Here is a 25,885-nt window from a genome sequence, read left to right on the forward strand (position 1 = left end):
TTGAGTTACTTCCGTAACGTCCTGCTCATGAAAACGCGTTACTCACTCCGCGTCTACCTCGTCGGAGCAGTGGCGGCTCGCGCCGGGGACGAGGCATCGGGGCCGGCGTTGATGCTGGCCGGCTTCGCGCTGACCGGATCGACCTCGGAAGCGTCGTCGCTGCTCGCGGGCATCACGATCTCCGCCGCAGCGGGAGGGCCGCTGCTCGGGACGCTCCTCGACAGAGCGAGCCGGCCGGGCCGCCTGCTGGCCGGAGCGCTCGTCGTGTACGCGGTGGGCCTGGGAACGATCCTCGCGGGGATCGGGCGCCTCCCATTTGCCGTCACCGTCCTGATCGCAGTTCTCACGGGGATTCCGGCGCCTGCCCTGTCCGGCGGATGGACGGCCCAACTGCCCCGGGTCGTACCGGATGTCGGCCTGCCCCGGGCGAACACGCTCGACGCCATGACGTACGGCGCGGCGAGCCTGGCCGGCCCGGCCCTTGCGGGCGGAACGGCGGAGCTGCTGGGGGCATCGACGGCTGTGGTGGTCTCCGCGGCGCTCGTCGGCTTGGCACTGCCCACTGCGCTGATGCTCCCGGCCCGCCCCGTTCGGGAGCACGTTCCTCGGGAGGCGTCGGTGGCCGGCGACCTCGTTGCCGGATTCCGGGTCATTACCGGGCGACCGCCACTGGCCCGAGTGACTCTCACCTCGGTCGTCTCCAGCGTCGCGCAAGGCATGCTGACCGCCTGCACGGTGTTCCTCGGCGAGCATGTGATGGGCGGAGCCGGCCGCGGCGCGATGCTGCTTTCCTGCGCGGCGGTCTCCGCCCTCGTGGCCAACGCCGTACTCGCGAGGTTTCCGCACTCGCTCGCCCCGGACGCCATCATCTGGGCCGGCGCTCTGGTCCAGGCTGCCGCGCTGGTCCTGGCCGCCTCGGAGCAACCGTTGCTGCTGGTCGTGGCCGTACTGGTGCTCGGGATCGGTGAAGGACCGCAACTGGCCGCGTTGTTCGCAGTACGCCACCGGGAGGCCCCGGAACATCTGCGCGGCCAGATCTTCACCACCGGCGCCAGCTTGAAGATCACCGGGTTCGCCCTGGGAGTTGCGGCGGCTGGACCGGTCGCCACCTGGTCCTTGCGTGGTGCTCTGGCACTCGCAGCGAGTGTCGCGGTCCTCGCGGCACTGGCCTTCTTCGTAATCCCGTCGACAGCCGACAGTTCGTCCGAGGACCGTGCGATGCCGCATTGATCACCGTCGAACGAACGGATGACGGACGCGCCGCGACCGCATGGTCGCGTAGCCGATGTGCTCGGATGCGTACGGGAGGCCCGTGTCCGCGTGCGAGCAGGTGGTCGCCGCAGCCCGGGCGGCGACTGTCAGCAGGGGGCTCCAGGTGACGGCGCTCCGAGCGTGAACGGAGCCGGACCACGGCGCCGACAAGCAGCCCTTGCGCCGACCGGCGGTGCTCCGCCTTGCCGCAGGGCATCCCCTGCCCCGCCGCACCGGAAGGTGGAGCGTACGATCGTACACTCTGGAGTGTACGATCGTACGCATGCCTACGGACTACTTTGCACAGGACCCGCGCACCAACCTCGAACGCATGGCGGCGGGCGACCTCTACATCGCCGACGACCCCGGAATCGCCGTCCGCCAGCAGCGAGCCGTGCGTCTGGCCGCCCGGTTTCAGGCCGCCTACATCGAAGACGCGGACGCTGCCCGGTCTCTTCTTGCCGAACTCCTCGGTTCGGTGGGGGACGAGGTCCACGTGCGGCCGCCCCTGTACGTGGACTACGGGAGCAACATCACGATCGGGGCGCGCACCTTCGTCAACTACAACTTGACCGCCCTCGATGTCGCGGCCGTCACCATCGGCGAGGACTGCCAGATCGGCCCCAACGTCCAACTGCTCACCCCGACGCACCCCCTGGAGCCGCAGCCCCGTCGAGACAAGCTGGAAGCCGCCGAGCCGATCGTCATCGGCGACAACGTATGGATCGGCGGAGGTGCGATCGTGCTCCCCGGCGTGACCATCGGGGACAACTCCGTCATCGGTGCCGGTGCCGTCGTCACCAAGGACATCCCCGCGGACGTCGTAGCCTTCGGCAACCCCGCCCGCCCCGTCCGCACCCTCTGAGGCCGCGACGACCATGGCTACCGGACACGCCGACCCACAGCGCCGCGAACGCATCCTCACGGCCACGCTCGACCTCATCGCGGAGGAAGGCACCGCCGGAGTTTCTCACCGGAAGGTCGCTGCGCGCGCGGACGTCCCGCTGGGCTCGATGACCTACCACTTCAGTGGGATCGACGAGGTGCTCCGGGAGGCGTTCCGCCACTTCACCGGGCGCATCGTCGCGTTGTTCGACGAGCACCTCGCTGCCCCGGCCGACCGCGACCAGGTCCGAGAAGCGGTGGCCGACCTCATCCACGCCCTGTCCGACGGAAGCCGGCGCGACCTCGTTCTCACCCAGGAGCTCTACACCCTCGCCGCCCGCCGGCCCTCCTATCGGGAACTCACCCATGAATGGATGAGTCGCAGCCGCAGCCACCTGGAGAAACACTTCGACCCGGACACGGCCCGCCAACTCGATGCCCTCATCGAGGGGCTGACCCTCCACCGCGCCCTGGCCACGGAGCCCCACGACCGAATGCTGACCCTCGACGCGGTCACGCGCATCACCGGGCCCTCCGGCGCAGCCGCTCGGACCCGCCCGGCCGATCGTGCCGCTGGTCAGTAGTCCGTCGCAGGAGTTCGCGTCGACTGCTGCCGGAGGTCATCGATCGTCGCTGCTGCCGTAGACGAGCAAGGCCAACGGCACTTCTCGGCAGATCTGAAAGGCATCCGCCCGGCAATGCGGCCGGGACACCAGGCCGCCGCTGCCGACGCACGCGCCGTCTTGCGTGGTGGCCGGCCACAACTGGACCAGGCGGCGCTTCGCGCCCGCACCGGTGCCCTCGCCCCCCCCGGCAGGGCACCGGCCTGTGCCTGGCCGGTGTGGCTGATCCGGACGCGCCAGGTACCGCCGGATTTCGTCGGCGCGATGACACTCCGCAGGACGTTCTGCCGGGTCGTGTGGTCATGGCCGAAGCAGCCGAAGTCACCGCGCTGCCGGGCGCCCGGTGCCCCCGCACCGGCACGGTGAGGCGCTGACAGCGGGCCGGCTACCCGGGGAACGGGGAGACCACCTGTTCCCCGGCGAGTGCGTTGAGTCGTACGGCCGCTTGCTCGTCGAGGAAGAAGAGCGTCATGGCCTGGCCGTTGTGCCGGACGTGGAAGCGCCGGCCCCCGTGTTCCAGCTCGTCGATGAGGTAGCCGACGACCATCAGGTCGGCCCAGTCGTCCCGGACTTCGACGGGCCAGTTGACCCGCCGGCCGTCGGCCGTGTACTCGATCCATGCTTCCTCCGCGCCGAGGTCGACGTGGTCCCGCAGGCCGGACAACGCGTCCGGCCTGCCGGAGATCCGGCACAGCTGCCTGGCGATCGCCACGTACGAACCCTGGCCGCGGACGCACTCGGTATCGAAGTGCCAGGCCCGGTCGCAGAACCACCGTTCCCACGGTTCGTCCTCGACCATGCAGCCCAGCGCGAACAGCACCAGGTCGAACGGCTCGCGCTCGTATGCCTCCCGCGGCCACGAGTGCAGCAACTCGTCCACGGTCCGGTCGACCGCGAGCGGCAAGCCCAGTCCCGCCAGTGTGTCCAGCTGATCTTCAAGACGCATGCCCGGGATCGTACCCACCACCTCGGACAATGCCCTCGGGCGCTGAGCGGCAGGCTCCGCGCCCGGGGCGGTGCGCATCAGCAGGGGGCCTCCGCGGGCCTGCGGGAACTCCTCGGAACGGAATCGGGGCACCTCCTCACCGGGTGGCAGTCCTGGCCCGGAGGATTTCGCCCAGGGAATTGTCGCGCCACTGCTTCAGGAGCCGGTGGAAGGCGACGGCGCCGTGCGGGTAGGCGTTCGGGCCGTTGGGCCGGCCGCGTCCTTCGCGGTTGTAGTAGCCGGGTGTGCACTCGGCATGGAACCACTCGTGGTCGGGTGCGCCGTCGGCCAGGACGGCGAGCCAGGCGTCCTCGGCCTCCCGGGACGGTTCGATGAGGGCGTCCCCGGCTTCGGCGGCCGCGATGAGGGCGGAGGCATGGACGGCCTGTTCGTCAAGGATGTGGGTGAAGTTGACGCTGCTGGCGTTCTGGAGCGGGCCCATCTGGACCAGGTTCGGGAAGCCGTTGCTGGTGAGGCCGTGAAGCGTGCGCGGGCCCTGCTGTGCCCAGGTGTGCAGGAGTTGGATGCCGCCCCGGCCGTGGACGGGGAGCTTGCCGGAGTGAATGCCGGAGGTCCCGACGTTGAATCCGGTGGCGAAGATCAGGCAGTCCAGTTCGTACGCCATACCGCCGACCACGACGCCGTGTTCGGTGATGCGCTCGATGCCGTGGGTGTCCGCGGTGTCGACCAGGGTGACGTTGTCGCGGTTGAAAGCCGGGTAGTACAGGTCGGAGAAGGTGGGCCGCTTGCAGGCGTAGCGGTACCAGGGCTGGAGCTTCCTGGCCGTCTCGGGGTCGGTGACGGTCTGCTCGATCCGGGCACGTAGCTCGTTCATCTTGGCGGCGTCGGCCACCTCGTAGGCGGCTTCGAAGGTCTTCCGGTCGCCCTGGCGCCGGAAGCTCGGCAGCAGCTTCTCCAGCAGGCCCGCCGAGGCGGTCCACTGGTCTGCCACGAGGTCCCGGTCCTCCGGTTCGCCGGAGACGATGCGGAGATAGTTCTCGCGTCGTTCGTGGGCCCAGCCCTCGCGGTCGGCTCCGACGTCGCTCGCGGTGGTGCGGCGGTTGGCCCGCACATCCACGGTGGAGGGGGTGCGCTGGAAGACATAGAGGTGTGCGGCGTCCTCGGCCAGCAGCGGAATGACCTGGATGCCGGTGGCCCCGGTGCCGACGATGCCCACCCGTTTGTCCGCGAGGCCGGTCATGCCGCCCTCCGGGGTGCCGCCGGTGTAGGCGTAGTCCCATCGAGAGGTGTGGAAGGTGTGGCCCTTGAAGTCCTCCATGCCGGATATCCCGGGGAGCTTCGGGTCGGTGAGGGTGCCTGTGGCGGTGACGACGTACGTGGCCCGGAAGGCGTCGCCGCGGTCCGTGGCCACGATCCATGTCTCGGAAGTCTCGTCCCAGGTCAGAGCAGTGACCCCGGTGGAGAACAGTGCGTCCGGGTAGAGGTTGAACCTGCGCGCGATCCGCACCGCGTGGCGGCGGATCTCATCACCGGGGGAGTACTTCCACTCCGGTACGTATCCCGTCTCGTCGAGCATCGGCAGGTACACGTGCGCCTCGATGTCGCAGTGGACGCCCGGGTACCGGTTCCAGTACCAGGTGCCACCGACGTCACCGCCCTTGTCGACGATCCGGACGCGCTCCACTCCCTGCTGCCGGAGTCGCGCCGCGGCGAGGATGCCGCCGAAACCGCCGCCGATCACTGCGACATCGACGGTGTCGTGGAGAGGGCCGCGCTCGGTCGGCCCCTCCGTGTACGGGTCGGCGGCGTAGTAGCCGAACTCGGCGTCGGCGTCGCGGTATTGGGCGGCTCCGTCGGGGCGGACGCGCCGCTCGCGTTCGAGGCGGTAGCGGTGCCTCAATGCGGCGAGTTCGGGGGCAGCCGGCGCGTGAGGGGTCGTCATGCGGGGCCTCGATCCTGGTCGGTGGGGCCACCACGAGCGGGCGGCCGTCCGCTACGGTAGCAACTACCGGACAGTGGTGTCCGGTTGGAGTTCGGAGGCAGAGCGAAACCCGGCCAGGTTCTGTTCACGCCTCCGGCGCGCTACGTACCCCCTGGCCTTCGGACCCCACGCAACGGACAGGAAAGGTGTTCCCCCATGCAGCGAATTCCGGCCCGATCGTTTGCCGCGCTCGCCGTGATCGGCACGCTGGTGCTCACCGGATGCGGTACGGAGAGCGGCGATCCCGAGGCAGCGGCGGTGTCCGCCTCCATGGGCAGGACCATCCGCGCGCAGAAGTTCATGCAGTTGACCCGGGCGCACAGCGAGACCGGGATGACGTTGCTGGAAGGCCCGACGTTCGGCACGGACGGCGGACTGTTCGTCGTGGACGTCACCGCGCCGGAGGGCAAGCCCAAGGTCATGCGCGTCGACGTCGGGAAGAAGACGTTCCGGGCGGTCCACACCGACGGCCGGGGTGCTTACACCTCGGCGCAGTTCAGCCCGTACGACGGACGGCTCTACCTCAGCGACTTCGCCCACGGGGAGGTCGTGAGCCTGGCCCCCGGCGGTGGCGACAAGCGGACGTTCTTCTCCGGCGAGGTCGACGGGGCGCAGATGAATCCCGATGACATCGCGTTCGACCAGGAGGGCAACCTGTACGTCAGCGATTCACGCGGCCTGTCCGAGGGCGAGGCGCACGGACGGGTGGTGCGGATCAGCCGCGACGGCGCGAAGGCCACCGTTCTGGCCAAGGAACTGGCCGCGCCGAACGGGGTCTCGTTCGACGCGGACCACCGCGGGCTGTGGTTCAGCGAACTCACCGAGAACCGGATCTCCTACCTGCGCCTCGACGCGAAGGGCGTGGTGACCTCCCGGCACACGGCCATCCGCGTCGACGCCGGGATCGCCCAGACCGACTCGATCGCCGTGGACGCGGACGGGAACCTCTACCAGGGACTGCACGGGCGGGCCGCGATGGCCGTGTACGACCGGTACGGCGAGCGACTGGCGACAGTCGAGATTCCCGCACGGACCGAAGGACTGGAGTCGGCGACGAACGTGGCCATCACTCCCGGCGGGACCAAGGCGTACCTGACGGTGAGTGGTCCCGCCGGGGGATACCTGTACAGCTTCGACGCGCTCGCGAAAGGCATCCGGCAGTCCAACGGCGGCTGACACCCGGCCTCCACTCATCCGCCGAAGGCCCGCACCGGTCCCACCTCGACACCGAGCAGCCGCCAGGCAGCCAGCGCCCGGCATTCCCGCTCCTCGCGGGTGGGGCCGATGACGGCGGCGGAGACCATGGCGACCGCGAGCACGAGATCGCTCGCGCCACTCAGCCGATGACCGTCGGGCAGATGACGTCGCAGGGCACGCTCGACGCGCTCGGACAGCGCCAGGGCATGCGCGCGGATGCCGGAACGGCCGCCCGCCCGGTCGGCATGCAGAAGACCGATGAAAGCCGCCGACTCCGCAAGATGCCAGGTCAGCACACCGAGAACATCGGCGAACGTCGCCCCCTCGGCGTCGGCAGCCTGCTCGACCTGCCGCACGTTCTCCTCCAGGACCGCAGCCACCGCGGCAGTCCGGTCCGGGAAGTGCCGGTACAGAACGCCCTGCCCGACCCCGGCCCTGCGCGCGATCGCGGACAGGGGCGCCTCCAGACCGTGCTCAGCGAAGATCTCCCGGGCAGCGACGACCAGAGCGGCGCGGTTACGGGCGGCGGCCTTCGGCCCGTCGTTCGCGGGTCGCCGCCCCTCCTGCTCGGTGTGCTCCATCACCCCGGCAGCGTACCGGCCGGGCGGCCGTGGCCTTTCTCCCCTTCCGCACCGGTGGCGGGAGTACGGCAGCCGGGAGGCTGTGCCGTTGCCGCTCCCGCCGCTCGGCCGCCCTTGCCGCAGCCGGCACCCCCACCCTCATCGAAAGACAGCCGACGGGTGGCCCCACCCGCGGTGTGCAAGGCCTCCGCGAGGAATCCGACGGAGGCCCGGCAGGGTGCGACCGGTCGTCACGGAAGGTCGGTACGGCCCCACCAGGTGGGCCGCACCGGCACTCCGTCGGCATCGCGTTCCACCGGCGGCGTCGAGGTCGGAGACGGAGGCCGCACCGTCTCCGCCGGATCCGGCTCGGCCTCGGGCGGGGCCACCTCCGTCGGCGGTGGCGGGGCGGGAGCGGCGCTGTCGTCCAGCAGTTCCGCCACCGTGAACCGCGTGCTGAACGACTGCCAGGCGCCGTCGATCACCAGAAGGAAACCGTCGCGTTCCCGGAAGAGCCGACGCCGCTTCGGACTCCTGGGGTGCTCCGGCGAATGTTTCCGGGCACGCCGCTCCAACTCCACCAGAGCCTCTTCGCGGGTGCCCTCCACATGCGTCAGCACATACGCCTCCGTGTGCTTGCGCTCCCCGAGGCCCACGGTCGTCTCGATTACCAGTCCCCAAGCTGTCACGCTTCCGCCCCTCCCGTTCGAATAGAGGGAGAGCTTAAAGCGTGCCGCACAGGACGGTGGCGGCAGGCTTTTCTCCCGTACGGGCGGGGTGTTGTGGAGCGAGGGACAAGGGGAATGGAAAGCGTCGGAACGAAGAGATGTGAGCAGAGGCCGTCCACGACGAGGGCGCGGGACGTGTCGCGGTCCGCAATACCGATCCCGCTCAAGCTGCACTGCGCGTGGACCCTTGCGCGGGCGGGTCCGGATACCGGGCGGACGCCGCTCCCGGGTTGCTGAACGTGCCTGATCGAGGGGCCTGACGGTGGCCCTGCCCACGGGAACTGGCGTCGGCGCCGAACCGGCACCGGTACCGGTGCGAGCACCCGGCACCAGTACCGGTACCGCTACCGGCATGCAGGTTGGTCAGGCCCCCTGCCGCAGTGGGCCGATGAGGGTTCCGGTGGCAACCTTCAGCGTGCCCTCGGCAAAGGACGTGCCGGGGATCTCCCCATCCGGAGCCTGGAGTGTGAAGGACGCCTCGTCCGCGGAAACCTGGCGGGCGTCGTTGGGAACCTGGATGTCGAAGTGCACCGGGTGGCCGGGGCCGAAGGTCACCGCGGTGTGCTGGTCGCCGTATCGGGCGGCGGTGAGCCGGATCTGCGAGCCGTGGTCGGAGAACCGCACGTCGGTCGGCGAACCGGCCAGTTCGCAGGGGTCGTACCCGCGCGGCGCGGTCAGGGTGACGCGGTAGTGGTGGTGCCCAGCGCTGGCGGGGGCATCGGTGATCTTCGCGGTGTGATTGGCCGGACGGCAGGCGGAGGGGGCGGCACCGCCTTCCGCTGCCGGGGAAGCCTGGGCGACTGCGGGGGCCGCGGCGGCCAGCAGCACGGCGGTGAGGGTGACGGCGGTCCTGCGGTTTGCACGCATGGGTACTCCTTGCCTTGCTCGATGGCTCCGCGGCTGTTCTCCGCCGGAGCCATGGTCGGTCTGATCTGTGCCCCCGCTCACTCGCCGGGAATGTCCCAGGATCGTCACGATCGTGACGGCAACCACCGCACAGCGGTCCCGGGCAGGCGACGGCCTGGGACGCCCGCGTCCGACCGGCCGCCGGTTACCCGTCCTGCTGCGGTACGACGCCGATGGAGTCGGTGCCCGTGTGCCCGTGTGCCCGTGGGAGAACCTGGCGGAGTTTGTCGTCGACCGGGGCCGGGCCGACCGGAGCAGCGAGCTGTCCGTGAACGGCCGGGACGTCCACGGCTCGGGCATGTGCTGGTCCGATGCATGTGCCGGCTCGAACCGGCGTGCACGGCGCACCGGGAACGCGGCGGCAACACCGCTCCGACTCCGCGCGCCCTACCGGTGGACACGGACCCTGGCAATGATGAGCCGACCGCAAGGAATCCAGGCGACACCGCACACCTGCCCCTCGGACAGGTGCACATGCGGTGGAAGGAGTCCACATTGTTGCTTCTCATCTCCCCGGACAGCGTCGAGGAAGCCCTCGACTGCGCGAAGGCGGCGGAACACCTCGACATCGTCGATGTCAAGAAGCCCGACGAGGGATCGCTCGGCGCGAACTTTCCGTGGGTCATCAAGGAGATCCGTGACGCGGTGCCGGCGGACAAGCCGGTGTCCGCCACCGTGGGAGACGTCCCGTACAAGCCCGGAACGGTGGCCCAGGCGGCACTCGGTGCGGCTGTCTCCGGAGCCACGTACATCAAGGTCGGCCTCTACGGATGCACGACGCCCGAACAGGCCATCGACGTCATGAGGGGCGTCGTCCGGGCGGTGAAGGACTACCGGCCGGACGCGTTCGTCGTCGCCTCGGGCTATGCCGACGCCCACCGGATCGGTTGCGTCAACCCGCTCGCACTTCCCGACATCGCTCTCCGTTCCGGCTCCGACGCGGCCATGCTCGACACCGCGGTCAAGGACGGCACCCGGCTGTTCGACCACGTTCCACCGGAGGCCTGTGCGGAGTTCGTCCGGCGGGCCCACGAGGCCGGGCTGCTCGCCGCGCTCGCCGGCAGTGTGAAGGCGGGAGACCTCGGCACGCTGACCCGCATCGGCACGGACATTGTGGGAGTGCGCGGAGCGGTCTGCGAGAGGGGTGACCGCACGACCGGAAGGATTCAGCCACAGTTGGTGGCCGCCTTCCGGACGGAGATGGACCGGCACGCCCGGGAACACGCGGCTGCTGTCACCGCCGCGAATTGACCGCGGGAATGTCGACAGACCAACCCCGTCAGGCGTCGCCCGGCACCGACGGTGAGCACTTCGCCGTCCTCGATCCGGCCACGGGCGAGGCATTCGAGGAGGCTCCCGACCTGCAACCGGACGAGTTGGACGGCGTGGTCGGCCGGGCCCACGACGCCTGGCGCGACTGGCGGACCGACCGCAGCGCCCGCATCACCGCCCTGCTCGCGGCAGCCGACGCCACGGAGGCCGCCGGGGCGGAGCTCGCCGCCCTGCTCACCCGTGAACAGGGCAAACCCCTGTCCGAGTCGTACGCGGAGATCGCCCGCACAGCCGCCCGGCTGCGCTACTTCGCCGAACTCGACCCCGGACCCAGCCCCCTCACCGACGGCCGCCCGGTACGCAGCGAGATCCGCTGGCGATCGCTCGGGCCCGTCGCCGCGATCGTCCCGTGGAACTTTCCGCTCCAACTGGCGTCGGCGAAACTGGCACCCGCGCTCGCCGCCGGCAACACGGTGGTGCTCAAGCCCTCGCCCTTCACGCCCCTCGCCACACGGCTGCTGGGTTCCGTTGTCTCCGCCGCCCTCCCCGAGGGCGTGCTCACGATCATCACTGGTCATGAACCCCTCGGGGCCCGCCTGGCCTCGCACCCCGGGATCCGTCACGTGACCTTCACCGGTTCGATTCCCACCGGACGGGCCGTCGCGGCAGGCGCGGCGGCGTCGCTGGGCCGGGTCACCCTGGAGCTGGGGGGCAACGATGCCGCCATCCTCCTGGAGGACGTCGACGTGGAGCGGATCGCGGACCGGCTGTTCTGGGCGGCGTTCCGCAATTGCGGGCAGGTCTGCATGGCGGTCAAGCGCGTCTACGCTCCGGCCCGGCTCTACTCCGACGTCGTCGAGGCCCTCGCACAGCGCGCGAGGACGACCGTCGTCGGATCCGGCCTCGACCCGGACACGCAGCTGGGTCCGGTCAACAACATCCCCCAACTGGCCAGGGTCGAGCGCTACACAGCACAGGCCCTGGCGGACGGTGCCCGAGCAGCGGCCGGTGGCCACCGGCTGGACCGACCGGGCTACTTCCACGCCCCGACGATCCTGGCCGATGTTGCCCCCGACAGTCCGGTGGTGACGGACGAGCAGTTCGGTCCGGTTCTGCCGGTGCTGCCGTACCGGAGCCTCGACGAAGCCGTCGAGGCTGCCAACGACACCGGCTTCGGGCTGGGCGGCTCGGTGTGGGGGACCGATCTCGACCGGGCCGAAGCGGTGGCCGACCGGCTGGAGTGCGGCACGGCGTGGATCAACCATCACGCCGAACTGTCCCTCGCCCAGCCCTTCGCAGGCATCAAGGACAGCGGTGTCGGCGTCGCGGGCGGACCCTGGGGGCTCTACGGGAACCTCAGACCGTTCGTCGTGCACCGCCCGGAGGTGGCATGACGATGAGGTTCGGCGCGGCCGTACTGCGCGCGTACGACAGTCGATTCGCCGTCGAGGAGGTGACCCTGAACACCGGACCGGCCGATGGCGAGATCCTGGTCAGGATCGCGGGCTGCGGGATGTGCCGCACCGATCTCGCGGTCCGGCGTTCGGACGGCCGTTCACCGTTGCCGGCGATTCTCGGCCATGAGGGGGCCGGGGTCGTGGTGGAGACGGGCGGCCCGCACACCGGCCTCAGCAACGGCGACCATGTCGTGCTGAGCTTCGACTCCTGCGGACACTGCCGGAACTGCATGAACGCAGCTCCCGCCTACTGCGACTCCTTCGCCCCGCTCAACCTCTTCGGAGGGCGCAAGGAGAAGTCCGCGCGGCTCAGCGACGCAGCCGGGGGCGAACTGGCCCCCCGGTGGTTCGGCCAGTCCTCGTTCGCGCAGTACGCGGTGGTCCCGGCCCGCAATGCCGTCCGGGTCGACCCCTCGCTGCCCGTCGAACTGCTCGGACCGCTCGGCTGCGGATTCCTCACCGGCGCCGGAGCGGTCTTCAACTCCTTCGGCACCGGACCCGGCGACACCATCGCAGTCTTCGGCGCAGGAGCGGTGGGCCTGGCCGCGGTGATGGCGGCCGCCGCCTCCGGAGCGGTGATCGTGGCTGTCGACCGACACCCCGAACGGCTGGCTCTCGCCGAACGGTTCGGCGCGATTCCGCTGCACGCCGCGTCGGCCGACCTGCCCGGCCGAATCCGGCGACTGACCGACGGCGGAGCGCAGTACGCACTCGACACCACGGCCTCCGTCCAACTGATCAACGACGCGTTACGGTCCCTGCGCCCGACCGGTCATCTCGGTCTGGTGGCACGGCTCCATACCGTGCTGCCGCTCGAACCCGGGGCATTGGACCGGGGCAGGAGGATCTCGCACATCTGTGAGGGGGACGCGGTGCCGGGACTGATGATTCCGAGGCTGACCGGGCTGTGGCAGGCCGGGCGTTTCCCCTTCGACGAGCTGATTCGTACGTACCCACTCGCCGACATCAACGAAGCCGAACGCGACTGCGACGCGGGCCGTGTGGTCAAACCCGTCCTGCTTCCGGAGGGACAGGGCCGCTGATCGCGGCACCCGACGCCTCTGCCCGGCCGCCAGTAGCAGGACCGTGCGGGGTCGGGCGCTCCCCGGGGCACGGGGTGCCTGGAGCGGCGGCGTCGCGCGTCCACCGTTGATCCATCATCATCCGCATTTCTCGTTGCTCATGGTCCCAGCCTGTCCGAAGGAGAACACGTGGTCGGCACAACGTCTCGAAACACCGGCGTGGAGGGCGTGGAAGGAGGTGTCGGCCTGACCGCTCTGCTGGTCGCCGCGGCACGGGCGATCGAGACCCACCGCCACGACACACTGGCACGGGACATCTACGCGGAGCACTTCGTGCTCGCCGCACCGGCGTCCGCCCACTGGCCGGTCCGGATACAGCAGGTTCCGGACGGCGACACCAACCCACTGTGGGGCCGGTTCGCGCGCTACTTCGGATTGCGGACAAGGGTCCTCGACGACTTTCTCCTCCGATCTGTACACACGGGTGGCGCCCGGCAGGTGGTCCTGCTCGGGGCCGGGCTGGATTCACGGGCGTTCCGACTCGACTGGCCTCCCGGCTGCGTGGTCTTCGAGATCGACAGGGAAGGCGTGCTGGCGTTCAAGCACGCGGTGCTCGACGGGCTGTCGGCCACTCCGAAGGCTGCGCGGATGCCCATCCCGATCGATCTGCGCGCCGACTGGGCCCGAGCGCTGGCAGACGCCGGGTTCGACAAGGAAGCACCGAGCGTCTGGCTGGCCGAGGGGCTGTTGTTCTACCTGCCCGCCGCCGCCGAGACGGACCTCATCGACACGGTGGACCGGTTGAGTACGGGAGGAAGCGCGCTGGCGTACGAGGTCAAGCTCGACAAGGACCTGCTGGAATACCGCGACAGCCCGCTCTATACCGCGACGGCGCACCAGATCGGCATCGACCTGCTCAACCTGTTCGACAGAGAGCCGCGGCCGGACTCCGTCGGTCACCTGGCGAGCAGGGGCTGGGACACATCGGTTCGGACCCCCTTCGACTTCACCCGTCGGCACGGACGCGGACCGTTGCCCGAGCCGAACGACGCGTTGGCAGGCAACCGGTGGGTATTCGCGAGCAAGCACCACCCGTAACGCTGCCGTCGGGCGCCCCGGCCACCGCCGATCGTGCTCCTCCGGCCGGGCGGTGATCCGAAGCGGCGCACCAGTCACAAGGAGTGTTTCCTGGAGATGTGGAGACAGCGCGCCAGGATCATCCTCCTGGCCGAGGCCGCCCCGGCGCCGCACGGAACGCTTCACCACCACAAGCCCCTCGGCGCCGATCCTGACGGGCTGTGAGCAGCTCCGAGATCCTCGCCCTGCACGACAGGTGGACAGCACGGGACGCGGCGCCGGACGCGGCCCATCGACCGTGCCTCAGCTGCCGAGAGAACGGGGCGGCCGGCGACGTGGAGCAGAGGTGCCCGGCAGAGCTGACCGGATCGATGGGCAGAAGATGTTGGGATCCGGCCCGGTCGAGGGAACCTGACTATTAGGTTGGTACGCATGTTCGCTCTGTATCCGCGTGTACTCGCCGGGGACTATCCTGCCGTCTTTGCCTTCTATGCGGCCGTGCTGCCCGAGCTGACGGGATATGCGCTCGCGCACGGTGACGCGGCGTCCGGGTACGCCAGTTGGGACGCGCCCGAGGGGGCGACCGCGTTCGCCGTGATGCAGCGGGACGCGTTCGTCGGCGAGGTTCCGTCGGCTCCTGATGAGGGTGGTGCCACCTTCGTGGTGCCTGTCCCGGACGCTGAGGCGATGGACGCGGCGGTCGCGCTGTGCCGACAGCACGGTGCGGTCCTGGTGGCACCGGCCCGGGATCTACCGGGTTGGGGTCTGCGAGCGGCACACCTGCGTGATCCCGACGGGAACCTTCTGGAGATCCAGGCGTACTGAGTGCCGTTCGGCGGCCCGCCGCCAACCGTCGTTCCTTGTCCGGGTGGCGGGCCCGTCCTGTGTACACGGAACACGACCGCCCCTTGCGGGCCCTGCCGCTGGTGTCGGGGCATCCTGCCGGCCACCGACGACACGCCAGCCACGGTGTTCCGCCCGGCCTGTTGGATGGACGGGGCACCAGGTCCCCCTGGTGCCCCGGGAGCTAGGAACCGGGCTGTGGAGTTCGGGGTGGTTCAGGGGTTGACGGCGTGTTCGGTGAACTGACCACAGGGGCGGAACCCCAGGCGGCGGTAGACGGGCTCGCCGTCTGCTGACGCTTGCAGCACCGCGATGCGGTGGTCCCGGTCTCGGGCTGTGCGGAGTGCCGCGAGTGTGATGGCGCCGCCGTAGCCGCGTCGACGGTGGGCGGCCAGAGTGGCAATGTTGTAGATGCCGGCGACTCCCGCGTGGTGAAACACTTCGGCGGAGCAGACCGGGCGGTTCTCCACGTAGCCGACCAGATACCGGGCCGGGCACTGCGCGGCCAGAGCCTGAGGGGCGGCCTGGGCGAAGAAGCGGCGGACGGTGTCTGCGGGCGGGTCCCAGTTCGCGGCAAGAATTGTGGCGTAGTCGGCGAGCTGCGCGGGCGTGGCCACCTGCTGGATGTCCAGTCCCTGGGCGGCAGGCGGTGGCAGGGCGTCGTCCAGTCCGGCCCACATCGCCGTCTCGCGTTCGGACGCCGGCAGACCGGCCGCCATCAGTCGGGTGGTGAGGTCCAGCGGTGTCGAGGCGGGCCCTACCCACCAGGAGAAGCGACGGCCGGTGCGGGTCAGCGCCCGAGCGGTCCCGGTGATACGTGCGGGGGCGGTAGCGGCGGTGAAGCGGGCCGCAGCAACGATGTTGAAAGTGTCGTCGTCCAGACCGCTGTCGGCGACCAGGAGGTCACCAGCGTCCGTGACGCTCGCACCGCTCATACCCCAGTGCAGGTGACAGGCATGTTCCGCCAGGTTCCGTTCCATCCTGCCCATCAGGTCGGCTTCATTGAGGAAATAACTATTCATGGTGATTGATCCCAGCGTGACTGGACGAAAGCCGCATCCGATTTTCGGGTCGTCCGTCGACGGTGTCGCGCCCGCGACCGGTGCATGCGATGCGCAACCCTGGTGTGGGACGACGAGGTCTCCAGCATCGACCCGAAGACCGCGGCCCGCTTCTGCCCCGCCTCTCCGTGGGCCGATCCCTGTTGCCCGGAAGGGTGCGTGCGTGCTGCCGCGGGACGTCTCAGCTCGTGATGAGAGGCTCGTAGGAGTGGCCCTCCGGGGTGAAGACGAGGACGAAGTTCTCTCCCGTTCGAACCGCTACCTCCCGCAAGCGGGCCAAGACTTCTGCCTCGTCCGACAAGTCCAGGCCCAGGGCTGCCGCGGCACGGTCTCTCCGGGCCACGAGATCCGGCATGTCCTCCACGTACTCGGCCGCGAGTTCGCGGCTCTCCTCGTCGGTGAACGCTCGGCAGTCGCGCCACCAAGGGGCGACCAGCAGCAGCCGCAGGAGCTCGGGCAGGCCGATCGCCACCAGAGCGGCATTTCCTTCGGAGTCGGCATAGAGGATGGGACGGTCCTCCCCACCTTCACCGCAGAAGAAGTACGTGCCCCCGGCGCCGTCGCCGGCGAAACCCTCCAGCGCGGCTCCCGAGGCGAGGTGCACCTCTTCGACATGGTCACCTCGGTCCAGGTCGAAGTCACCCGGCCACGCGAGGAAACTGGCAGCCTCGGCCTGTCCGCGTACGGCAGCGATCAACGATTCCATGGGCCGCACCATACGGCTCGCCAGATCGAAAGGAATCATCGGGAAGCGGGCGCCGCCGCTCGCGGTGTGCGCCGCACCCCTCGTTCGGGCCGACCGGTGACTGCGTCACTCCGAGCCGTAGTACAGCCGGAAGAACTCCTCCATCGCCGCGTCGACGCCGACGCGGTCACCGGTGGCGAGCAGATCGAGCAGCAGACCGCGGACGGTGGCGAGTCCAAGCCTGGCGCGGTTCCGGGCAGCGACAGGGTCCTTGCCCGTGGCGATTTCGGCGGCCATGAGCGGCTCCAGCCAGTCGTCCACGAACCCGTCCAGGGCCAGGGCGGCCTCGGGGCGGCCCCGCAGCGCGTGTCCGCAGATTTCGAAGAAGAGCCGTTCCTGACCGGCCAGCCGAGGATCCGTCAGCTGCCGCCAGAGGAGCCTCGCCGTGCCGGAGGGCGAAAGACCGGGCTCCAGGCGGAGCCGGTACAACAGATCGCGCTGGCGCTGCTCCGACGTCCGGACGATCTCGACGAGCAGCGCTTCCTTCGAGCCGAAATAGTGGATCAGCATGCGGTGGCTGACACCGATCGCGGCACCCAGGCCGCGCAGGCTCAGGTCTGCGAAGCCGTGTGCCGCGACGTGGTCGACAGCCGCGTTCACCAGTTGAGAGCGTCGGTCCCCGTCGGTGCCGGGCGCGGACCTGTCCTCAGTGCGCGAGCCGTCCATATCCACCACGTCACGAGTGTACCAATTGGTACATGCTCTGTGTACCGTGTGGTACATGAGGTCAGTCACCGTATCGATCGACGTACCGCAGACGCCCGAGCAGGTCTACGACTTCCTCGATGTCATGGCTCATCACGAGCGGTTCACCAACCACTACCTGACCGGATGGAGCTACAGCGGCCCCGACCGCGGCATCGGATCGTGCGCCACGGTCACAGCCACGCTGGGCGGCAAGAAGACCGGCGTCAGCATCGAGGTCGTCAGGGCCGACCCGCCGCTGTGCATCGTCGAGCGGAACGTCAGTGCGGGTGGCCGGCGGCTGGCCCACGGCACCTACACCGTCGAACCGCTGCGGACCGGCGGAAGCCACGTGGCGTTCACGTACACCTGGGTGCGCGCCCCGCTCGCCGACCGCCTGCTGGCGCCCGTCGTCCGGACCACGATGCGGCGTGCCAACCGTACGGTCATGCGACGTCTGGCCACCGAGCTGGTCCGGCACCTGTCCGCTGCCGGATCCTGACATCGGTACATGCCGGTTCGACCCTCCGCCCGACACAGCACACGAGGCCCAGGGCCTTTCCGCCCGCAGTCGGCATCGGGCCGCCCGAGCCGGTGTCTCCCGCTCACGTACGGGGACCGCGCCTGAACTCGGGATGACGTACCGCCCTCGGCAACGCGGTCAAGGAGGGGGAGAAACCACCGTCTCCGGAACCGACCGCACCGCACCGCATGGGCCGACCGCACCTTCCTCCGCCGCCATCGCGACCAGTTCCCACGTACCCACCGAGCCCTGAACCACTGCCGATGACCGGCACCTCCATGGCGGCGACCGTCCGACTCCCGCCCTACCGTTCACGCCAGGTGTAGGGGGCGACGGCGGCGCTGTCGACGTCGGTGTCGGGCCAGCGGCGGCGCAGCAGGTCTGCCGTGGACCGGCACCAGGCCGTCAGATGGGGGAGTACCCGGTGTGCCTCGGCGGTGCGGGCTCCGGATTCCAGCAGAGCCACCATCTGGATGCGGGAGCTGTTGCCAGGGCTGCGTGTGTCCAGCGTCTTGAGCCGGCCGGTGCGCATCATCACCCACACCATGGCAGCCGCAGCCAGGCCGAATCCGAACCGGTGGTCGTCCTCGGCCTCGGGGACCGTCCGGGCAAGAGCTCGGCGGAACGCCTCGACCTGAGCCGGCCCCGATACTCCCAACCAGTCCGGACCGGGAACCGTGAAGCCGGTCGCGGAAGTGAGGGCGTGGCGGAATCCCGCCCCTTCGAAGTCGATCAGCTTGCCGCCACCGCCCGGCCCGGTCAGGAAGTTGTGTGACTCGGAGTCGCCGTTGGTCAGGGCCAGGAATGGGCCCGGATCTGCCAGTTCGGTCACGGCCGCCTCCAGATCGCGCTCCGCAGCGGCCGACAGCGGGACGCCGAATGCGGCGGCCCGGACGAGCCCGATACGCCAGAGGCCGGTGTGGGCGTGTTCCCAGTCGCCCAACCGGTCAGTGCTGGTGCCCAGCGCCGTGCGGCGGGCGTTGAAGAGCGCGCCACGGCCGGCGGATGCGGCGGCCAGCTCGCCCATCGAGGAGGCGAAGGCGGTCAGCTCGGCGTCCAGAGCCGGGGTGTGACCGTCCCGGTGCAGCAGTCCGGCCAGTTCAGTGCGCGGGTACAGGTCCTCCAGCACGAGCAGCCGGGAGTCCGGTGTGGCGGCGCGCAGGCCCGGCGCGAGATCGAGGCGGAGGTCGTCGGCGATGAAGGCGAGCGCGGCGTGCTCGCACCGCGCCAGCTCCGCGGCGGAGCGGAGGCCGTATCCCTCGGGGCGGAGACATTTCACGATGACCGTCCCGGGGAGTCCGGTCGCCTCTGCCAGGTGGGCGCGCAGCACCCAGGGATGGTGCAGCGGCTCGATGCGCTCGACAGTGGTCGGGACGCCGACGGAGGCCGTGAGCAGTGCCTCGATTTCGGCGGATGCAGGAACGGCGACATCCAGAGGTGGGGGCATCGGGGGATCCTCGCACGGCGGGACATCGTCGGCACCACTCAAACCGGAGATGGCACCGCACCTGTCGCACTCGACACGGCGGACGGGAATGAGGCCGTCGCCCGCCGCGTCGCGACGGCGTTCCCACGACGGGCTGCCTGTCGCAAGGACAGTCGTCCCCGCCAGGGCCGGACGGGTCGGCTGCGGACCACGGATCGCGACCGGTCATCGGGTGGGCCGTGGGATCCCTTCCGGTGTGTCTGACCGGTCCCGGCTGACCGGTGTGGTCGGCAGCCAGGCCCCCACGGTTGGCCGACCCGTCTGCCGGGCGCGGGCTAGGGCAAGGATGCCTCAAGTCGCCGCGGCAGCCAGGACTCGTGGAAGGTGCCGTCGCGGAGCGCGGCGCAGCGGGCGTCGGCCCGTCGCCGAGCAGGCAGACCATGGGAATGCGATCCGGGCCGGGGCGGTGCACGTCAGGGCACTGCAAGGCCGGTCCCGGGCGGGTGCGCACCTCGGCAGGTGGACGTTCCTGGGCCTTCTGCCCGCCGGGCCCGGTCTCTTTGACCCGGTACAGCAGACAGCGAACCGGTGGGCGCGGAACAGGCCCACCAGGCGCTGCGCAGCCGAAAAGGAGCTGCGTCGTCCCCCCTGCCCGCGCACACTGGAACGCCCGGGCGCCTTCGGAGACGGTGGCGCGCGGTCGTTCGTTCCGTCACACCTTCCGTCATTTGTGCCGTCCCGCCCCGAGGAGCCGAGCCTTGCAGGCTGCCGTGTCCGTCACCCCCGCCCGGATCCCCGAGCTGCTGCTCGGACTCGCCACGGTGCGGCCGGTGTTCATCTGGGGAGCACCCGGCATCGGCAAGTCGTCGCTGGTGCGCGCCTTCGCGGACTCGCTCGGACTCGAATGCGTCAGCCTGATCGGCACGCAGCTCGCCCCCGAGGATCTGATCGGCGTCCCGCAGATCCGCGACGGGAGGTCGGTGTTCTGCCCGCCCGAGTCCATCGCCCGCGACGAGCCGTACTGCCTCTTCCTCGACGAACTCAACGCGGCGACCCTCGACGTGCAGAAGGCCTTCTACTCGCTGATCCTGGACCGCAGGATCGGCGGCTACGAGCTGCCCCCGGGCTCCCTGGTGATCGGTGCCGGAAACCGGGCCACCGACAACGCCCTGGCCAGACCCATAGCCTCGGCTCTGGTGAACCGCCTCACTCACATTCACCTGGAGGCATCGGCCACCGACTGGCTGACCTGGGCCGCCGGCAACAGCATCCACCCGTGGATCACCGACTACCTGACCGACCGGCCCGACCATCTGTGGTCGAAGCCGCCCCGCACCGAGGAGCCGTTCTCCACACCGCGTTCGTGGCACATGCTGTCCGACGCCCTGCACTCGTTCGGCCCCGCCCTCGACGAAGACACCTTGAAGATCGTCGCGCATGGCACGCTCACGCCCGCCCATGCCGTCTCCTTCTGCGGCTACGCCAAGATCGTCCGGAACGAGTACGGCATCGAGGCCATCATCAAGGGCGACGCCTCCTGGCCGCGCCGGCTGGAGGACCGGGACCTGCTCTACTATCTGGCCGACTCCTTCCGCGGCCGCCTGATCAGGGAGTTGCCCGCCTCCAAGGAACACGTCGGCGCCGCAGGGCGGCAGACCGCGTACCGCGCCAAGTCTCTGCTCGTGCAACTTGCAGAGATCTCGGTGGAAGTCGCCCAGACGGTCATAGCGGACGACGCGGACGGTCAGCCCGTGCTGCCCGCCTGGTTTCTGGTGGAGGCGGCGCGCGACATGCCGCGCCTGGTCGAGGCGCGGCGATGAGACACCCTCGTGGCCGTCGTGCGGCGGCCCGGCCGGACCACGCGGCCGAGTCGTTCGAGGCCGGACTCGCGCTGCTGCGGGCCAATCCGGCACTGGCGGTCGTCGGGGCCACCTTCTGCCGGGACAAGGGCTGCGCGCTGGCGCCCGGCCAAGGTTTCGCCCGTGTCGACTCCGCCGGCACCGTCCACGCGCACCCCACCCGCCACGCCGAACCTGCCGAATGGGCCTGGGCGCTGGCACACTGCGTCATCCACCTCGGCTTCGGGCACGTACCGTCCGCCCCGGGCGAGCGAACGCAGGCCGACCCGTACGACCAAGCCGCGCGCTGCGCCGTGGTCAACCGCTTCCTGCTGACCTTCCCGGTCGGCCGCGCGCCGGACGAACTGCCCGTCTCCTACCCCGGCGGGGACGAGGAGGCGCTCGCTGCCCGCTGGCGGCGGGACGGGATCCCGCCCGACTACCGTCACTGCGGAACGGCGGACGGTGCGGGCGACCAACTCCTGCTGGCCTGGCGCGGTTTCGGTGATCCCCCCGACTGGCAACTGGCCTTCGCGCAGGCCCTGACCCGCACCATGTCACGGGCCATGGACGTGGCCGGCGGCCTGCGCGAGTCGATCGGCGGTGACGCGGCCCGGCGTCCGCCGTGGGAGCACGCGCTCAACTGGTTCGTCTCCTCGTACCCGCTGCTCGGCGGCATCGCGGCCGGTATGACCCTGGTCGCCGATGCCGAACTCGCCCGCGCCCACGGCATTTCCGTCGCCGCCGTCGACGCGTCGGCGGGGGAGATCTACCTGAACCCGTACCGCCGTTTCACCGACGAGGAGTGGCGCTTCGTGCTCGCCCACGAAATGCTGCACGCCGCACTGCGGCACGCCGACCGCTGCGGCGCCCGCGACCCGTATCTCTTCAACATCGCCGCCGACTACGTCATCAATCAATGGCTGCGCGAGATGCAGGTCGGCGACATGCCGGAAGGGCTGCTGTACGATCCGGAGCTCGCCGGCCTGTCCGCCGAGGAGATCTACGCCCGCATCGCGGGCGACCTGCGCCGGATCCGGCGACTGGCCACCTTGCGCGGCAAGGGCGTGGGGGACATCCTCGGCGAACCGCTCCGCCCGCCGGGGGACTACGCCGACCTCGACACGTTCTACCGGCGTGGCCTCACCCAGGGCTTCGACCTGCACCGGCAGAGCGAGCGGTCGATGCTGCCCGCCGGCCTGGTGGAGGAGATCCGTGCCCTGACCCAGCCGCCGCTGCCCTGGGACACACAACTCGCCCGTTGGTTCGACGAGTTCGTTCCGAGCCCGGAGCCCATCCGCAGCTTCGCCCGCCCCGCGCGCCGCCAGGCGTCCACCCCGGACATCCCCCGGGCAGGCCGGCACTTCCCGCCCGAGGAGGTGCAGCGCTGCACCTTCGGCGTCGTCCTCGACACCTCCGCATCGATGAACCGAACCCTGCTCGGCAAGGGGCTCGGCGCCATCGCCTCGTACGCGGTGGCGCGCGATGTACCGGCCGCCCGGGTCGTGTTCTGCGACGCGGCGCCCCACGACGCGGGCTACCTGCCGGTCACCGAGATCGCGCAGCGCCTGCGGGTCCGCGGCCGGGGCGGCACGCTGCTGCAGCCCGGCATCGACCTGCTGCACCGGGCGGACGACTTCCCGCCGGGGGCCCCGATCCTGGTCATCACCGACGGCGAGTGCGACGTGCTGCGGATCAGGACGGAGCACGCCTACCTGCTGCCCCGCGGCGGACGGCTGCCTTTCACGGCTCGGGGGCCGCTGTTCCACGTGAGCTGAAGCGGGACGCGGTCGGACGTCAACGGCACCATCATCGAACCCGGCACAGACATCTGCCGCCTCCCCAGCACCCGAGCCCGAGCCCGAGCCGAGGAGCCAGCCACAGCGGCTGACTGGCAGACTGTTCGCTTCCGACCAGGCGGCCGATCCTCGGACCGGCGGTTCTCGTTACTGTTTCCCGGGACAATCCGTCGGTTGCCAGTGGAGACGAACATGTTCCCCGAGACGGTCCTGCGCAGCAGGCGACTGGTCCTCCGCGCGTTCGGAAACGGTGACATCCCGGACACACGCGCAAGCTGCTCGGACCCCATCACCCAACGATGGCTACCGCTGCCCCGGCCCTACACGCTGGACGATGCCACAGCCTGGTGCACAACCACTGCACACGCGATGCGAGACAGCGGCGACGGCATCCAATTCGCCATCACCGACGCCGGCACCAAGCGCTTGATGGGCCAAGTCGGCTTGAAGAAAACGGACTGGCGAGCGCTGGTGAGCGAAGTCGGCTACTGGGTGTCACCCTGGGCGCGGGGTCACGGCATCGCAGCCGAAGCAACCCGCACGCTCGCGCACTGGCTCCTGACCGACCAGTGCTTCCAACGGATGGAGCTGCGAGCCGCCACCGAGAACACCGCGTCCCAGGCAGTCGCCCTCAAGGCCGGCTTCCACCGCGAAGGCACCCTGCGAAACGCCGGCTTCGTGCACGGAGCTCAAGTCGACCTGGTTCTCTTCTCCCTCTTGCCCGGCGACCTCCGGCCGTCCCTCCGGCCGGCCGGCGGCCATACGCTCGCTGCTATGACCGAAGAACGACGTCGAGATCCAGCGGCTCAGCGACGACGAGACACTCGTCTTCACTCGTGAGCAGGTCGCCGTGACGCTTGAGCGGTGGATGCGCCCGAGCGAGGAAACCGTCCATCTCGCGACCGGCCTCGTCGGCCGTGCGGAGCCCATCGGGTTCCTCCACCTTGCGCTCATCGAGCGAGCCCACCAACGGTGCCGGCTGGGCATCGTCATCGGCGAGAAGGAACTGTGGGGGCTCGGATACGGGCATCAGGCGGTGGCACGCGCAGTCGAGTACGCCTTCGATGTGCTCGAACTCGATCGGATCACGGCAGAGGTCTTCGCCGACAACCCGCGCTCGGTGCGACTGCTGGAGGGCGTGGGCTTCGTGCGTGAGGGGGTCATGCGCGAAAGCATCCACCGGGCCGGGCAGCGCGTAGACGAGTTGGTCTTCGGGCTGCTGCGCCACGAGTGGCCGCGGGTGCGGAAGTGACCAGGATCGGGATCAGCCGCCCCGACCACGCAGTCCGCCCGGGGCCACAGCGGCGAGGACGTCCACCGGCGGGTTCCGCACGCGACACGTCCCGGAGAGTGAGCAGGGTCAATGTGCCGGTGCCGGTGTCGGCGACCAGAGCCCGACGGCCGTCCCGCCACTGAGATGCTGTTCGTACGTCAAGACCTTGCTGTGGATGACGTCCAGGCTCGTGGTCAGGGCGTCGATCCTGGCCCGCACGTTGCGTTCGTGATCGCGCAGCAGCGCAAGGCGGTCCGGCTCATTGCCGGGCCCGGACCGGACGAGTTCGGCAAATTTCTTGATCATGGCAATGGGCATATCGGAATCCCGGAGCCGGCTGCAGAGCACGAGCCAGTCCACATCCGCCTGTTCGTAGATCCGCTGCCCGCCACCGGAGCGCGGGATCTCGCGGAGGAACAGGCCCTCGCGTTCGAAGAACCGCAGTGCGTGCACGCTCATGCCGGTCATCTCGGCGACCTTCCCAATGGGCAGGCCACCCGTGTCCTTGCTCATCACAGCAACGTACCTTGACCTAGCGTGCAGTCTAGGTTCTAGCGTCACAATCATGATCACGAAGCAGCTCAGGATCGGCACCGGATTCGGTGCCCACAGCACGGCCGCCGATGTTCTTTCAGGGATCGACCTGACAGGCGCGACCGCCCTGGTAACGGGTGGCTACTCGGGCCTCGGACTGGAAGCCACCCGAGCTCTCGCCCGCGCAGGAGCGCACGTCGTCGTCCCCGCCCGCCGTCCGGCCACTGCCGAACGCGCCCTGCACGACATCCCCGGGACGGAGGTGCACGCACTCGATCTGACAGACCTGGAAAGCGTCCGGGTCTTCTGCGAGCGCTTCCTGGAGACTCGCCGCCCCCTCCGTATCCTCATCAACGGGGCCGGCGTGATGGCCTGCCCGGAGACACGTGTCGGTCCCGGTTGGGAGGCACACTTCGCGATCAACCACCTCGGCCACTTCGCGCTCGTCCATCGCCTCCGTCCGGCCTTGGCCTCGGGAGGGGCCCGGGTGGTGTCCGTCGCCTCGTCGGGGCATTTCCTGTCCGGAGTCCGCTGGGACGACATCCACTTCCGCGCCGGCTACGACCGCTGGCTGGCCTACGCGCAGTCCAAGACCGCCAATGCCCTCTTCGCCCTGCACCTCGACAGCCTTGGTGCGGACCGGGGCCTGAGTGCCTTCGCGGTGCACCCCGGCAGCATCCTCACGCCGTTGCAGCGTCACATTCCTCGTCAGGAATGGCTCGCGCAAGGCTGGGTGAACCCGGACGGCGAGCCGGCCGTCGGCTTCAAGACCCCGGAGCAGGGCGCGGCGACAGCCGTATGGGCGGCAACGTCTCCTCTGCTCGAAGGCCACGGAGGTGCCTACTGCCAGGACTGCGACATCGCGGAACCGGCTGCCACCGACGACATGCTCATCGGCGGAGTCAAGCCATGGGCCATCGACCCCGACGCGGCATCCCGGCTCTGGGATCTCTCCATCAGGCTCACCGGACTGAACGCGTTCCGGTGACCTTTCGGCCCTGAACGAAATGCTGCGAGAACCCGCCGCCCGACAGCGCCCGAGCCGGTTCCCTGCCGTTGCAGCTCCCCGGCCGTGTGCCGTCCCGACGCTGCGCAGCACCGGGGCTTCGTCCGCTTCCACGGTCGGCAGGTCGAGGAACCGGACGACTCGGCCGGCGACTCCCCGGCCGGCGACGCCCTGGCCGGCGAGGCCCCGGCCGACTCCGGCGCGGTACTCAGCGGGCACGGTGGCGTGACCGGCAGTGGATGTGGCGC

At 70.0% G+C, this 25,885-nt stretch carries 25 protein-coding genes; 15 read left to right on the top strand and 10 right to left on the bottom strand.

Annotated features, from left to right (window positions below; translation table 11 throughout):
* Positions 1 to 27 precede the first annotated feature (27 nt).
* The 3 genes from ACGF8B_RS24510 (at position 28) to ACGF8B_RS24520 (ending at position 2,720) form a co-directional block, all read left to right on the top strand.
* Positions 28 to 1,230, top strand: a complete 1,203-nt coding sequence (locus tag ACGF8B_RS24510; protein WP_392742284.1) for an MFS transporter — start codon at positions 28 to 30, stop codon at positions 1,228 to 1,230.
* A 304-nt stretch (positions 1,231 to 1,534) separates the two neighbouring features.
* Positions 1,535 to 2,116, top strand: a complete 582-nt coding sequence (locus ACGF8B_RS24515) for a sugar O-acetyltransferase (protein ID WP_392742287.1) — start codon at positions 1,535 to 1,537, stop codon at positions 2,114 to 2,116.
* Positions 2,117 to 2,129: 13 nt separating this feature from the next.
* A complete protein-coding gene (locus ACGF8B_RS24520; RefSeq protein WP_392742289.1) occupies positions 2,130 to 2,720 on the top strand; it encodes a TetR/AcrR family transcriptional regulator in 591 nt (196 codons plus the stop codon).
* 424 nt (positions 2,721 to 3,144) lie between these two features.
* Here the strand turns inward: ACGF8B_RS24520 and ACGF8B_RS24525 are convergent, their stop codons facing one another.
* Positions 3,145 to 3,705, bottom strand: a complete 561-nt coding sequence (locus ACGF8B_RS24525) for a hypothetical protein (protein WP_392742292.1) — start codon at positions 3,703 to 3,705, stop codon at positions 3,145 to 3,147.
* 136 nt (positions 3,706 to 3,841) lie between these two features.
* Positions 3,842 to 5,647, bottom strand: a complete 1,806-nt coding sequence (locus tag ACGF8B_RS24530) for a flavin-containing monooxygenase (RefSeq protein ID WP_392742295.1) — start codon at positions 5,645 to 5,647, stop codon at positions 3,842 to 3,844.
* Between the two features lie 195 nt (positions 5,648 to 5,842).
* Here ACGF8B_RS24530 and ACGF8B_RS24535 point away from each other — a divergent pair, with 195 nt between their 5' ends.
* Positions 5,843 to 6,862: an SMP-30/gluconolactonase/LRE family protein gene (locus tag ACGF8B_RS24535; RefSeq protein WP_392742299.1), complete on the top strand. Its 1,020-nt coding sequence runs from the start codon at positions 5,843 to 5,845 to the stop codon at positions 6,860 to 6,862.
* Positions 6,863 to 6,876: 14 nt separating this feature from the next.
* On the opposite strand, the gene ACGF8B_RS24540 is transcribed toward ACGF8B_RS24535, so the two are convergent.
* From ACGF8B_RS24540 to ACGF8B_RS24550, 3 genes are all read right to left on the bottom strand, one after another.
* Entirely contained in the window at positions 6,877 to 7,464 is a 588-nt protein-coding gene (locus ACGF8B_RS24540; protein WP_392742949.1) for a TetR/AcrR family transcriptional regulator, read from the bottom strand.
* Positions 7,465 to 7,694: 230 nt separating this feature from the next.
* A complete protein-coding gene (locus ACGF8B_RS24545) occupies positions 7,695 to 8,132 on the bottom strand; it encodes a hypothetical protein (protein ID WP_392742302.1) in 438 nt (145 codons plus the stop codon).
* Positions 8,133 to 8,534: 402 nt separating this feature from the next.
* Positions 8,535 to 9,038, bottom strand: a complete 504-nt coding sequence (locus ACGF8B_RS24550; RefSeq protein ID WP_392742305.1) for a DUF4232 domain-containing protein — start codon at positions 9,036 to 9,038, stop codon at positions 8,535 to 8,537.
* Between the two features lie 513 nt (positions 9,039 to 9,551).
* Between ACGF8B_RS24550 and ACGF8B_RS24555 the strand changes: the two genes are divergently transcribed.
* The 5 genes from ACGF8B_RS24555 to ACGF8B_RS24575 all read left to right on the top strand — a co-directional run bounded on the left by ACGF8B_RS24555 (position 9,552) and on the right by ACGF8B_RS24575 (position 14,730).
* Positions 9,552 to 10,328 carry a (5-formylfuran-3-yl)methyl phosphate synthase gene (locus tag ACGF8B_RS24555; protein ID WP_392742307.1) on the top strand — a complete coding sequence of 259 codons (777 nt, stop codon included), beginning with the start codon at positions 9,552 to 9,554 and terminating at the stop codon, positions 10,326 to 10,328.
* 8 nt (positions 10,329 to 10,336) lie between these two features.
* Positions 10,337 to 11,743, top strand: a complete 1,407-nt coding sequence (locus tag ACGF8B_RS24560) for an aldehyde dehydrogenase family protein (RefSeq protein WP_392742309.1) — start codon at positions 10,337 to 10,339, stop codon at positions 11,741 to 11,743.
* A gap of 2 nt (positions 11,744 to 11,745) precedes the next feature.
* On the top strand, positions 11,746 to 12,849 hold the full coding sequence (locus ACGF8B_RS24565; RefSeq protein ID WP_392742952.1) for an NAD(P)-dependent alcohol dehydrogenase: 1,104 nt from the start codon (positions 11,746 to 11,748) through the stop codon (positions 12,847 to 12,849).
* Between the two features lie 168 nt (positions 12,850 to 13,017).
* Complete coding sequence (locus tag ACGF8B_RS24570; protein WP_392742313.1) at positions 13,018 to 13,926, top strand: class I SAM-dependent methyltransferase; 909 nt, start codon at positions 13,018 to 13,020, stop codon at positions 13,924 to 13,926.
* A gap of 411 nt (positions 13,927 to 14,337) precedes the next feature.
* A complete protein-coding gene (locus ACGF8B_RS24575) occupies positions 14,338 to 14,730 on the top strand; it encodes a VOC family protein (protein WP_392742316.1) in 393 nt (130 codons plus the stop codon).
* A gap of 233 nt (positions 14,731 to 14,963) precedes the next feature.
* Here ACGF8B_RS24575 and ACGF8B_RS24580 read toward each other — a convergent pair whose 3' ends face one another.
* The 3 genes from ACGF8B_RS24580 to ACGF8B_RS24590 all read right to left on the bottom strand — a co-directional run bounded on the left by ACGF8B_RS24580 (position 14,964) and on the right by ACGF8B_RS24590 (position 17,220).
* Complete coding sequence (locus tag ACGF8B_RS24580; RefSeq protein WP_392742954.1) at positions 14,964 to 15,728, bottom strand: GNAT family N-acetyltransferase; 765 nt, start codon at positions 15,726 to 15,728, stop codon at positions 14,964 to 14,966.
* A gap of 262 nt (positions 15,729 to 15,990) precedes the next feature.
* Positions 15,991 to 16,515 carry a hypothetical protein gene (locus tag ACGF8B_RS24585; protein ID WP_392742319.1) on the bottom strand — a complete coding sequence of 175 codons (525 nt, stop codon included), beginning with the start codon at positions 16,513 to 16,515 and terminating at the stop codon, positions 15,991 to 15,993.
* Between the two features lie 105 nt (positions 16,516 to 16,620).
* Entirely contained in the window at positions 16,621 to 17,220 is a 600-nt protein-coding gene (locus ACGF8B_RS24590) for a TetR/AcrR family transcriptional regulator (protein WP_392742956.1), read from the bottom strand.
* Positions 17,221 to 17,275: 55 nt separating this feature from the next.
* Between ACGF8B_RS24590 and ACGF8B_RS24595 the strand changes: the two genes are divergently transcribed.
* Entirely contained in the window at positions 17,276 to 17,740 is a 465-nt protein-coding gene (locus ACGF8B_RS24595; RefSeq protein WP_392742320.1) for an SRPBCC family protein, read from the top strand.
* Positions 17,741 to 18,065: 325 nt separating this feature from the next.
* Here the strand turns inward: ACGF8B_RS24595 and ACGF8B_RS24600 are convergent, their stop codons facing one another.
* Positions 18,066 to 19,208 carry a hypothetical protein gene (locus ACGF8B_RS24600; RefSeq protein ID WP_392742323.1) on the bottom strand — a complete coding sequence of 381 codons (1,143 nt, stop codon included), beginning with the start codon at positions 19,206 to 19,208 and terminating at the stop codon, positions 18,066 to 18,068.
* Positions 19,209 to 19,945: 737 nt separating this feature from the next.
* On the opposite strand from ACGF8B_RS24600, the gene ACGF8B_RS24605 reads away from it, so the two are divergent.
* The 4 genes from ACGF8B_RS24605 to ACGF8B_RS24620 all read left to right on the top strand — a co-directional run bounded on the left by ACGF8B_RS24605 (position 19,946) and on the right by ACGF8B_RS24620 (position 24,076).
* Positions 19,946 to 21,007: an ATP-binding protein gene (locus ACGF8B_RS24605; protein ID WP_392742325.1), complete on the top strand. Its 1,062-nt coding sequence runs from the start codon at positions 19,946 to 19,948 to the stop codon at positions 21,005 to 21,007.
* Positions 21,004 to 22,803, top strand: coding sequence for a hypothetical protein (locus ACGF8B_RS24610; protein WP_392742328.1), 1,800 nt, complete (start codon positions 21,004 to 21,006; stop codon positions 22,801 to 22,803). Before ACGF8B_RS24605 ends, ACGF8B_RS24610 begins: the two co-directional genes overlap by 4 nt.
* A 213-nt stretch (positions 22,804 to 23,016) precedes the next feature.
* A complete protein-coding gene (locus ACGF8B_RS24615; RefSeq protein WP_392742331.1) occupies positions 23,017 to 23,664 on the top strand; it encodes a GNAT family N-acetyltransferase in 648 nt (215 codons plus the stop codon).
* Between the two features lie 10 nt (positions 23,665 to 23,674).
* The gene (locus tag ACGF8B_RS24620; RefSeq protein ID WP_392742334.1) at positions 23,675 to 24,076 is read left to right on the top strand and encodes a GNAT family N-acetyltransferase; all 402 of its coding nucleotides are present in this window, start codon (positions 23,675 to 23,677) and stop codon (positions 24,074 to 24,076) included.
* Positions 24,077 to 24,184: 108 nt separating this feature from the next.
* On the opposite strand, the gene ACGF8B_RS24625 is transcribed toward ACGF8B_RS24620, so the two are convergent.
* Complete coding sequence (locus tag ACGF8B_RS24625; RefSeq protein ID WP_392742337.1) at positions 24,185 to 24,610, bottom strand: MerR family transcriptional regulator; 426 nt, start codon at positions 24,608 to 24,610, stop codon at positions 24,185 to 24,187.
* 52 nt (positions 24,611 to 24,662) lie between these two features.
* On the opposite strand from ACGF8B_RS24625, the gene ACGF8B_RS24630 reads away from it, so the two are divergent.
* The gene (locus tag ACGF8B_RS24630) at positions 24,663 to 25,619 is read left to right on the top strand and encodes an SDR family NAD(P)-dependent oxidoreductase (RefSeq protein WP_392742340.1); all 957 of its coding nucleotides are present in this window, start codon (positions 24,663 to 24,665) and stop codon (positions 25,617 to 25,619) included.
* Positions 25,620 to 25,885: the final 266 nt, after the last annotated feature.

Source organism: Streptomyces sp. NPDC047917 (assembly GCF_043204345.1).
Lineage (GTDB): Bacteria > Actinomycetota > Actinomycetes > Streptomycetales > Streptomycetaceae > Streptomyces > Streptomyces sanglieri.

Coding starts and splice junctions, on each gene's coding strand:
- ACGF8B_RS24515 (WP_392742287.1), top strand. CDS start 1,535: ATGCCTACGGACTACTTTGCACAGGACCCGCGCACCAACCTCGAACGC.
- ACGF8B_RS24565 (WP_392742952.1), top strand. CDS start 11,746: ATGAGGTTCGGCGCGGCCGTACTGCGCGCGTACGACAGTCGATTCGCC.
- ACGF8B_RS24590 (WP_392742956.1), bottom strand. CDS start 17,220: ATGGACGGCTCGCGCACTGAGGACAGGTCCGCGCCCGGCACCGACGGG.
- ACGF8B_RS24585 (WP_392742319.1), bottom strand. CDS start 16,515: ATGGAATCGTTGATCGCTGCCGTACGCGGACAGGCCGAGGCTGCCAGT.
- ACGF8B_RS24520 (WP_392742289.1), top strand. CDS start 2,130: ATGGCTACCGGACACGCCGACCCACAGCGCCGCGAACGCATCCTCACG.
- ACGF8B_RS24580 (WP_392742954.1), bottom strand. CDS start 15,728: ATGGAACGGAACCTGGCGGAACATGCCTGTCACCTGCACTGGGGTATG.
- ACGF8B_RS24615 (WP_392742331.1), top strand. CDS start 23,017: ATGTTCCCCGAGACGGTCCTGCGCAGCAGGCGACTGGTCCTCCGCGCG.
- ACGF8B_RS24510 (WP_392742284.1), top strand. CDS start 28: ATGAAAACGCGTTACTCACTCCGCGTCTACCTCGTCGGAGCAGTGGCG.
- ACGF8B_RS24625 (WP_392742337.1), bottom strand. CDS start 24,610: ATGAGCAAGGACACGGGTGGCCTGCCCATTGGGAAGGTCGCCGAGATG.
- ACGF8B_RS24540 (WP_392742949.1), bottom strand. CDS start 7,464: ATGGAGCACACCGAGCAGGAGGGGCGGCGACCCGCGAACGACGGGCCG.
- ACGF8B_RS24550 (WP_392742305.1), bottom strand. CDS start 9,038: ATGCGTGCAAACCGCAGGACCGCCGTCACCCTCACCGCCGTGCTGCTG.
- ACGF8B_RS24600 (WP_392742323.1), bottom strand. CDS start 19,208: ATGCCCCCACCTCTGGATGTCGCCGTTCCTGCATCCGCCGAAATCGAG.
- ACGF8B_RS24630 (WP_392742340.1), top strand. CDS start 24,663: ATGATCACGAAGCAGCTCAGGATCGGCACCGGATTCGGTGCCCACAGC.
- ACGF8B_RS24530 (WP_392742295.1), bottom strand. CDS start 5,647: ATGACGACCCCTCACGCGCCGGCTGCCCCCGAACTCGCCGCATTGAGG.
- ACGF8B_RS24525 (WP_392742292.1), bottom strand. CDS start 3,705: ATGCGTCTTGAAGATCAGCTGGACACACTGGCGGGACTGGGCTTGCCG.
- ACGF8B_RS24595 (WP_392742320.1), top strand. CDS start 17,276: ATGAGGTCAGTCACCGTATCGATCGACGTACCGCAGACGCCCGAGCAG.
- ACGF8B_RS24610 (WP_392742328.1), top strand. CDS start 21,004: ATGAGACACCCTCGTGGCCGTCGTGCGGCGGCCCGGCCGGACCACGCG.
- ACGF8B_RS24555 (WP_392742307.1), top strand. CDS start 9,552: ATGCGGTGGAAGGAGTCCACATTGTTGCTTCTCATCTCCCCGGACAGC.
- ACGF8B_RS24535 (WP_392742299.1), top strand. CDS start 5,843: ATGCAGCGAATTCCGGCCCGATCGTTTGCCGCGCTCGCCGTGATCGGC.
- ACGF8B_RS24575 (WP_392742316.1), top strand. CDS start 14,338: ATGTTCGCTCTGTATCCGCGTGTACTCGCCGGGGACTATCCTGCCGTC.
- ACGF8B_RS24560 (WP_392742309.1), top strand. CDS start 10,337: ATGTCGACAGACCAACCCCGTCAGGCGTCGCCCGGCACCGACGGTGAG.